The 7,263-nt window shown below is 38.8% G+C and carries 10 protein-coding genes and 1 pseudogene; 4 read left to right on the top strand and 7 right to left on the bottom strand.

Annotation, left to right across the window (positions count from 1 at the left end; genetic code table 11):
* The first annotated feature begins 3 nt into the window (after positions 1-3).
* Positions 4-318, top strand: coding sequence for a hypothetical protein (locus JR005_RS13520; protein WP_004989647.1), 315 nt, complete (start codon positions 4-6; stop codon positions 316-318).
* Here JR005_RS13520 and JR005_RS13515 read toward each other — a convergent pair whose 3' ends face one another.
* Positions 319-1,104: a nitroreductase family protein gene (locus JR005_RS13515; RefSeq protein ID WP_218665277.1), complete on the bottom strand. Its 786-nt coding sequence runs from the start codon at positions 1,102-1,104 to the stop codon at positions 319-321. It abuts the gene before it with no gap.
* 233 nt (positions 1,105-1,337) lie between these two features.
* Positions 1,338-2,138: an enoyl-CoA hydratase-related protein gene (locus tag JR005_RS13510; protein WP_004989642.1), complete on the bottom strand. Its 801-nt coding sequence runs from the start codon at positions 2,136-2,138 to the stop codon at positions 1,338-1,340.
* Positions 2,139-2,239: 101 nt separating this feature from the next.
* Here JR005_RS13510 and JR005_RS13505 point away from each other — a divergent pair, with 101 nt between their 5' ends.
* Together JR005_RS13505 and JR005_RS13500 are read left to right on the top strand one after the other, a co-directional pair.
* A complete protein-coding gene (locus JR005_RS13505) occupies positions 2,240-2,806 on the top strand; it encodes a nicotinate-nicotinamide nucleotide adenylyltransferase (RefSeq protein WP_004989640.1) in 567 nt (188 codons plus the stop codon).
* A gap of 38 nt (positions 2,807-2,844) precedes the next feature.
* Positions 2,845-3,426 (top strand): YceI family protein, encoded by a 582-nt coding sequence (locus tag JR005_RS13500; protein WP_218665276.1) that lies wholly within the window; start codon positions 2,845-2,847, stop codon positions 3,424-3,426.
* Positions 3,427-3,488: 62 nt separating this feature from the next.
* Here the strand turns inward: JR005_RS13500 and JR005_RS13495 are convergent, their stop codons facing one another.
* From JR005_RS13495 to dapD, 5 genes are all read right to left on the bottom strand, one after another.
* Entirely contained in the window at positions 3,489-3,956 is a 468-nt protein-coding gene (locus JR005_RS13495; RefSeq protein ID WP_104795003.1) for a peroxiredoxin, read from the bottom strand.
* 68 nt (positions 3,957-4,024) lie between these two features.
* A complete protein-coding gene (locus tag JR005_RS13490; protein ID WP_004989635.1) occupies positions 4,025-4,435 on the bottom strand; it encodes a hypothetical protein in 411 nt (136 codons plus the stop codon).
* Between the two features lie 16 nt (positions 4,436-4,451).
* Positions 4,452-5,120, bottom strand: a complete 669-nt coding sequence (queC, locus tag JR005_RS13485) for a 7-cyano-7-deazaguanine synthase QueC (protein WP_004989634.1) — start codon at positions 5,118-5,120, stop codon at positions 4,452-4,454.
* Between the two features lie 38 nt (positions 5,121-5,158).
* Positions 5,159-5,869 carry a 7-carboxy-7-deazaguanine synthase QueE gene (gene queE, locus JR005_RS13480; protein ID WP_151831805.1) on the bottom strand — a complete coding sequence of 237 codons (711 nt, stop codon included), beginning with the start codon at positions 5,867-5,869 and terminating at the stop codon, positions 5,159-5,161.
* Positions 5,870-5,961: 92 nt separating this feature from the next.
* A complete protein-coding gene (dapD, locus tag JR005_RS13475; protein WP_044435285.1) occupies positions 5,962-6,783 on the bottom strand; it encodes a 2,3,4,5-tetrahydropyridine-2,6-dicarboxylate N-succinyltransferase in 822 nt (273 codons plus the stop codon).
* Between the two features lie 268 nt (positions 6,784-7,051).
* On the opposite strand from dapD, the pseudogene JR005_RS13470 reads away from it, so the two are divergent.
* Positions 7,052-7,263 (top strand): annotated as a pseudogene (locus tag JR005_RS13470) (hypothetical protein); the annotation flags it as partial.

Below are 7,263 nucleotides of genomic sequence, written 5' to 3'. Positions count from 1 at the left end.
ATCATGCTTAAACTGATTTATTACGTACCTGAATCTCATCTTGAAGTGACTAAACAAGCTATTTTTGAAGCTGGAGCAGGGGGGATTGGTAATTATCAACACTGTGCATGGCAAGTGAAAGGAATCGGGCAGTTTAAGCCAGTCTGCGGTGCAAATCCATTTTTAGGCAAATTGGATGAGTTAGAACAGCTTGAAGAATGGCGCGTAGAAACTATTGTTTCAGAAGAAAAAGCCAGTACCGTTGCAACAGCATTAAAAGCAAGCCATCCTTATGAAGAGCCTGCTTTTGAATTTATTCAGATTTTAGATATTCAATAATTAAACTTTTTGAATAAATAAATCACGATCAAAACGGTACTGCGGGAAAAATACACCATCACTAGCACGTTCGCCTGCACCAATGACCATCACAGGAAATTGCTGATCATTGAGTTTTAATATTTTACGTACCATAGGTTCATCAAAGCCTTCCATCATGCAACTATCAAAACCATAAGCGCGTAGTGAAAGCACTAGATTTTCACAAGCCAAAGCGGTGGATTTACTTGCCCAAAGTTTTGCATCGGCAGGGTTAAATGCGGTAACAGGAAGTTGTTTATGTAAGCTTCGTGCCACTTTAAAGGCGACTTTTTTAAAGTTGCCGAGTGCATTGAAATAACCAGTTTTATAGTTATACGGAATGAAACGATAGTATTTTTTGACCATTGCAGGGGCTTCAGGAAATGGAAACTCACTAATGTTTTTCTTGGCCATTTCATCGACACGATCTGTTCGCGCTACACAAACAATGAGTTCGGAAGCCGTTTTTGCTGCTAATTGTCCCAGACAAGCTTTAACTAACTGTTTTTTCTTCGCAGGATTTTGGACCACATAAAATGTCCAAGGTTGTAGATTGGACGAGTTTGGTGCAAGAAGTGCCAAGTCAAGACATGCATCGAGCACTTCGGTTGGAATGGCTTTATCTGTGAATTTGCGTACGGAACGACGACTTTCGATCACTTTACGAAAATTTTCAACATCAATATCTTGGGGGGCAGGCTCAAAATAACGTTTTTTATCTGAAACCTGCTGAGAATTTTTTGGGAGATTTTCTGAATTTGCCATCACTATTTAAATATTTCGTTATGAAGATGATGAATGAGAATAACATTCAATCATTTTATCTAGGTAAAAAAGTGTATTCCTGAGATTAAGCTGCATCTTATTCATTGGTTTTTCAATGCAGACATTTAATCTCAGGTTTTTTAGTGTTAGACTTCWTTCATAATTGTTGAAACCYTCTTTATTTTTCTCCCATAGGGAKAAATAAAAGGATTTATGAAAGAAGTCTATTGATTTTATCCAAATTGGGAAAAATCGGGCTTACGCTTTTCCATAAAGGCTTGAACCGCTTCTTTCATTTCAGGCGAACGGACACGTTGCATGAAAATCTCGGCTTCATCATCAACACATTGCACAATTTCATCAAGATCATGCTTCATGAGAGCTTTGGATTGTCGAATGGATGCAAGTGGTAATGCAGCCAATTGCTGAGCAGTTTGTTCGGCCAATGCGTAAACATCATCACTGATTTGATTGACCAAACCTGCTTTTTCTGCAATCTCTGCGTTAAATTTTTTGGCGGTAAATAAAAGTTCTGCGGCACGGTGATAACCTGCTTGTTTCACCAATAAACGACTTGCAGCGCCTTCTGGCGATAGACCAAGACTGACAAATGGAATCTGGAATAACGCTGTGTTGTCTGCATAGACAATATCTGCATGCAGTAAAATCGTGACACCAATTCCAATCGCAACCCCTTTAACTGCAACAATCAGCGGTTTAGAAAGTTTCGCCGCTGATTTGAGTAAAACAAAAGGAGGTTGATCTCCAGCTTTGCCTTGATAAGGTTTTTGAATAAATGACATAAAGTCTTTCATGTCATTACCCGCAGAAAAGTCTGCATCTGCGCCACGCAAAATCACCACGCGAACCTGACTGGATTGATCTGCTTCATCCAGTGCCTGTGCAATCCACAAATACAATTCACCATATAATGCATTTTTTGCTTCAGGGCGATGAATGGCTAAAGTCAGTATGCCATTTTCAAGTTTTGCATTTAAATGTTGATGAGGTTGTTGAATACAGCGAAGTGTCATCGTACTATCCTTGCTTTCAATCTTGGGTTTATGTCTGCCATTATGTCGTAAATTTGATTATAAATGACTACTGGTGAGTTCATAAAAAATTAAGTTGGTTTATGTACATATTTGATTATCTCGTTTTTATTGGACGTTTTCAGCCTTTTCATCTTGCACATTTGCAAACTGTAGAAATAGCCCTCCAACAAAGTCAAAACGTTATATTGGCTTTGGGATCGGCGCAACCTGAGCGTAATATTAAAAATCCTTTTTTGGCAGCAGAAAGGGAGCAAATGATTCTTTCTAATTTTTCCGAGGAAGATCAAGAGCGGATTCACTTTGTACATGTCATTGATGTCTATGATGATCAAAAATGGGTCAATCAAGTCAAAACACTGGTCAATCAGATCACGCCACTTCATGCAAAAATTGGTTTAATTGGGCATTTTAAAGATGAATCCTCGTATTACTTAAAGCTTTTTCCTGAGTGGACCATGGTGGAGTTAGAAAGTTTGAAAGAGTCGATGTCTGCTACTCCGATCCGAGAGGCTTATTATCGTGGTGAAATCCAAAAACAGGCATTTCCACAGGGAACGATTCAGTTTTTGGAGAATTTTCAGAAAACTTCAATCTATCGGCAATTACAAAATAAGTTTGTATTAAATGACAAGTCGAATCTGGTTTAGGAGATTAAAGTAAAGTCTCTTTTCCTGTCTTGGTGTTTATGATGACTGTCATTGCAAATCAGCGATTAGCAAAAAGTTTATGGATTGGTGCGTTGATTGTGGTATCAATGAGCCAAGTTCATGCGGCAAATTGGGTATTAGCTCCAACAAGCAATGTCGGATTTCATATCGATTCAGCTCGTGAGTCTATGGTCATCGCTAAGTTTAATACTGTACATGCGACTTTGAACTTTGATGAAAATGCGCCACAGCAGGCATCTACACGCTTTATAATGGATGTGGATAGTTTAAGTTTGAACAATCCCGCCATGAAAAGTACATTATTGGGAAAAGATTTGTTTTATGCTGCACAGTTTAAGACGGTAAGTTTTAAAAGTGATCAATTTAGAGCCTTAGGAAATAATAAGTATCAAATTTTAGGGCAATTAACCATAAGAGGGATTACCCGACCTGTCATTTTTGATAGCACACTAAAACCTGTTACGAACAATCAAAAGTTAATGAATATGGTGTCTTCAACAACGATCAATCGAACTGATTTTGGTATGAAAAAGGCACCAGATGGGATGGGTGAAAAAATAAATATCAAGATGAACGTCGATTGGAAAGTAAAACGTTAATTGTTCATCATAAAAATTCAGATGTAGCTTATGAGCAATCAATAAGCTACATCATTCGAAATCTAATTATTTTGCTGAAGAGTTTTTAAATCTTCCAGAACTTGTTCGGCATGTCCTGCGGCTTTGACTTTACGATAACTTTTAACCAATTTTTTGTTATGGAAAATAAAAGTTGAACGTTCTATGCCCATGACTTTTTTACCATACATATTTTTTTCTTTAATCACATCAAAATGCTGGCAAAGGATTTCATCTTTATCGCTAATTAAATCGATCGTCAATGCCTGTTTTTCAGTAAAATTTTGATGTGCTTTGACTGAATCACGAGATACACCAATTACAGTTGCACCCAATGCATCAAATTGATCCTTCAGGCATGAAAACCCAACGGCTTGAGTGGTACAACCAGGTGTCGAATCTTTCGGGTAAAAGTAAAGAATTAACCATTCAGCAGAGACATCTGCCAGATTAATTTCACCATGTGTTGTGGGGAAAGTTTGATTAGGTAATGAAATATTGTCGTTGCTCATTATTATTCTCCATATTTTCCAGAAAAAACAAGCCACATAAAGTGGCTAGCAAATCACATCTTTTCTGCTTATTTTTTGCCTTGAGCAGATTTCATCGCTTCTTCAGTCAAACCTTTTAACTTGCCAGTCAACTGTGGGCCAAAGCATGCTTGAAGATCTTTATTTTGCTGTTGTACAAAAGCTAAAGAACTTGGGCTTTTCTTGGCATTAATAGCACTTTGTACTTCCCATTTTTGTGCATTGGTCATTTTTCCATCGGCTTCGACTGCACAAGTACAATACTTACTCACTTCTGCCGCAGTTAATTTATTGCCTTTACCTGTTTCATCTTTACACAGATTAATTAAAGCACCTTTTACATTTGTACTTTTGTAGGCTTGTTGCAGTTTATTTTCATCAGCAGCATGTGAAACCGTTGCAGTAAAAGCAGCAGCAGCCATAAGTGAAGAAAGAAGTAGTTTTGTGTTCAATAATTTCATAAATATTACCTGATTATTATGGTATATAGCGTGTAGGATCTGCAATGCCAGCTTCCATAAACCCTTGTTTACGTAAACGACAGCTATCGCATTTCCCACATGCACGACCTTCAGCATCTGCCTGATAGCAAGAGACAGTTTGACTATAGTCTACGCCATGTTCAATACCTAAACGTATAATATTCGCTTTGGATAAATGTAACAAAGGTGTTTCAAATGTAAGAGGTTTTCCCTCTACACCTGCTTTAGTAGCCAAACGTGCCATATTTGTAAATGCTTCAATATATTCTGGTCGGCAATCTGGATAACCTGAATAGTCTACCGCATTGACCCCAATGACAATGGCTTCCGCTCCAAACACTTCCGCAGCAGCTAGCGCGTAAGATAAAAAGATGGTATTGCGAGCTGGTACATAGGTAATAGGAATACCTTCTTGTTCATGGTCTGGCACATCAATATTATGATCGGTGAGTGCAGAACCCCCTAAATTACCCAAATCAATATTAATGACACGGTGCTCTACACCTGCATTTTGAGCAATCGCTTTAGCTGCATCAAGTTCAGTCGTGGAGCGCTGTCCATACATAAAACTGAGCGCCATACATTCATAACGCGCTTGTGCCCAAGCTAGGCAAGTCGTCGAGTCTAAGCCGCCTGATAATAAAACAATGGCACGAGGGCGCATATGATATTCTCCAAAAATAACTAACAAAATAAACTGGATTAACGACCTGTTTCGTCATTCCAGAGCAATTTATGCAATTGCAATTGGAAACGTACAGGGAGGTGGTCATCTAAAATCCATTGCGCCATATCACGCGCTAATTGGGGTAGTTTAACCGAAGCTTTTTCAACTGCAAAAGCAGGGGAAAACCAGACGGTGCTGACTTTCTCATTTAACTGATAATTCTCTAATTGCTGTTTAGACCATTCATAATCATCACGATTACAAATCACAAATTTGATTTGGTCATGCGAGGTTAAATAGTCCAAATTACTGAGCAGATTACGTTTTTCTTCACCAGACGTTGGAGTTTTTAAATCCAGTACTTTAGATACACGAGAATCGACTTTGGACACATCTAGCGCACCACTGGTTTCCAAAGATACTTGACAGCCCAAATCTGACAATCTGGTTAGTAAATGCAAACAATTAGGTTGAGCAAGTGGTTCTCCACCTGTCACACAAATATAAGGTGTTTTAAACGATAACGCTGTTTCAATAATTTGATCGAGTGAATGACGTTCACCGCCTTCAAAAGAATAGGTCGTATCACAGTAGGTGCAGCGTAGTGGACAGCCCGTTAAACGAATAAAAACAGTGGGTAAGCCTGCGGTATTGGCTTCTCCTTGCAAGGAATAAAAAATTTCCGTAATCCGAAGACCCGCCGCAGGATCTGATACCGGAATAGTCGTTGAGCGTAGAGAAGTCATTGCAGAAATACCACATCTTAGAAAACAAAAATCTCTACGATCAGATTTGAACGTAGAGACGAGGAACAATTAAGCTCCGCAAATAAATGCAATTAGTCAGCGCGAAGCAAATCGTTCAAACTGGTTTTAGCACGAGTTTTGGCATCCACTTTTTTTACGATTACCGCAGCATAAAGGCTATAAGTACCGCATTTTGATGGAAGACTACCCGCAACAACCACAGAACCTGCTGGTACACGACCATAGTGAATTTCGCCAGTTTCACGATCAAAGATTTTGGTTGATTGACCAATGAATACACCCATTGAAATCACAGAACCTTCTTCAACAATCACACCTTCAACGATTTCAGAACGGGCCCCGATAAAACAGTTGTCTTCAATAATCGTTGGGTTGGCTTGTAAAGGCTCTAAAACACCACCAATCCCTACACCGCCAGACAAGTGAACATTTTTACCAATTTGAGCACATGAACCCACAGTTGCCCATGTATCCACCATAGTGCCTTCATCTACATAAGCACCGATGTTGACATAAGAAGGCATTAACACGACATTTTTCGCCTGAAAACTACCACGACGCGCTACAGCAGGCGGTACAACACGAACACCTGCTGCTTTAAACTGTTCTTCAGTCCAGCCTGCATGCTTAGTATCAACCTTGTCATAGAAACGTAAATCACAAGATTCGATTGGTTTGTTATCATTCAATTTGAAAGATAATAACACGGCTTTTTTTAGCCATTGATGAACCACCCATTCGCCATCGATTTTTTCAGCAACACGTAATGTACCGTTGTCTAAACCCGCAATCGCTTGCTCTACAGCATCACGAATTTCTGCTGGACAATCCGTTGCGCTCAAATTCGCACGATCTTCAAACGCTTGCTCAATGATTGTAGAAAGCTGAGACATGTTCTTCCTTCCAAAAAAATTTGCATAATTTTACACTAATTAGTGTCAATAATGTTGTGAAAGAAAAGATTCATTTGAAAAAAGCTATTTAAAATCTTGATAAAAAAAATTACGAATAACTGCTTTAAAAACAAGAACCAAACTTATTTGTATCAAAACTTAACAGAAAATGATCAATTCTCGTATAAAACCGAACCATACTTTCTCCTAAGATACATCTACGCAATAAAAATTTAGATTTGAATAAAAGTCTTTTGAGGAGAGAGCAATGAAAACATTAAAACTACTTGCGGTTGCTGGTGCTTTAGCTGCTGTGGCGGGTACTACTATGGCTGATGATTCTGTAGTCCATGATCATTATGCATTTGATCAGAAACAACTTCTTCCAGTGGGTGTTCGTGCTGAAGTCGGTACGACTGGTTATGGTGGTGCTTTCCTTTGGCAAGCCAATCCATATGTCGGTTTAGCACTGGGTTATAA

This window comes from Acinetobacter sp. Colony158 (genome assembly GCF_019264745.1).
GTDB classification, from domain to species: domain Bacteria; phylum Pseudomonadota; class Gammaproteobacteria; order Pseudomonadales; family Moraxellaceae; genus Acinetobacter; species Acinetobacter ursingii.
The sequence above is the reverse complement of the archived record's forward strand: the minus strand, read 5'-3'. Positions and strand labels throughout refer to the sequence as shown.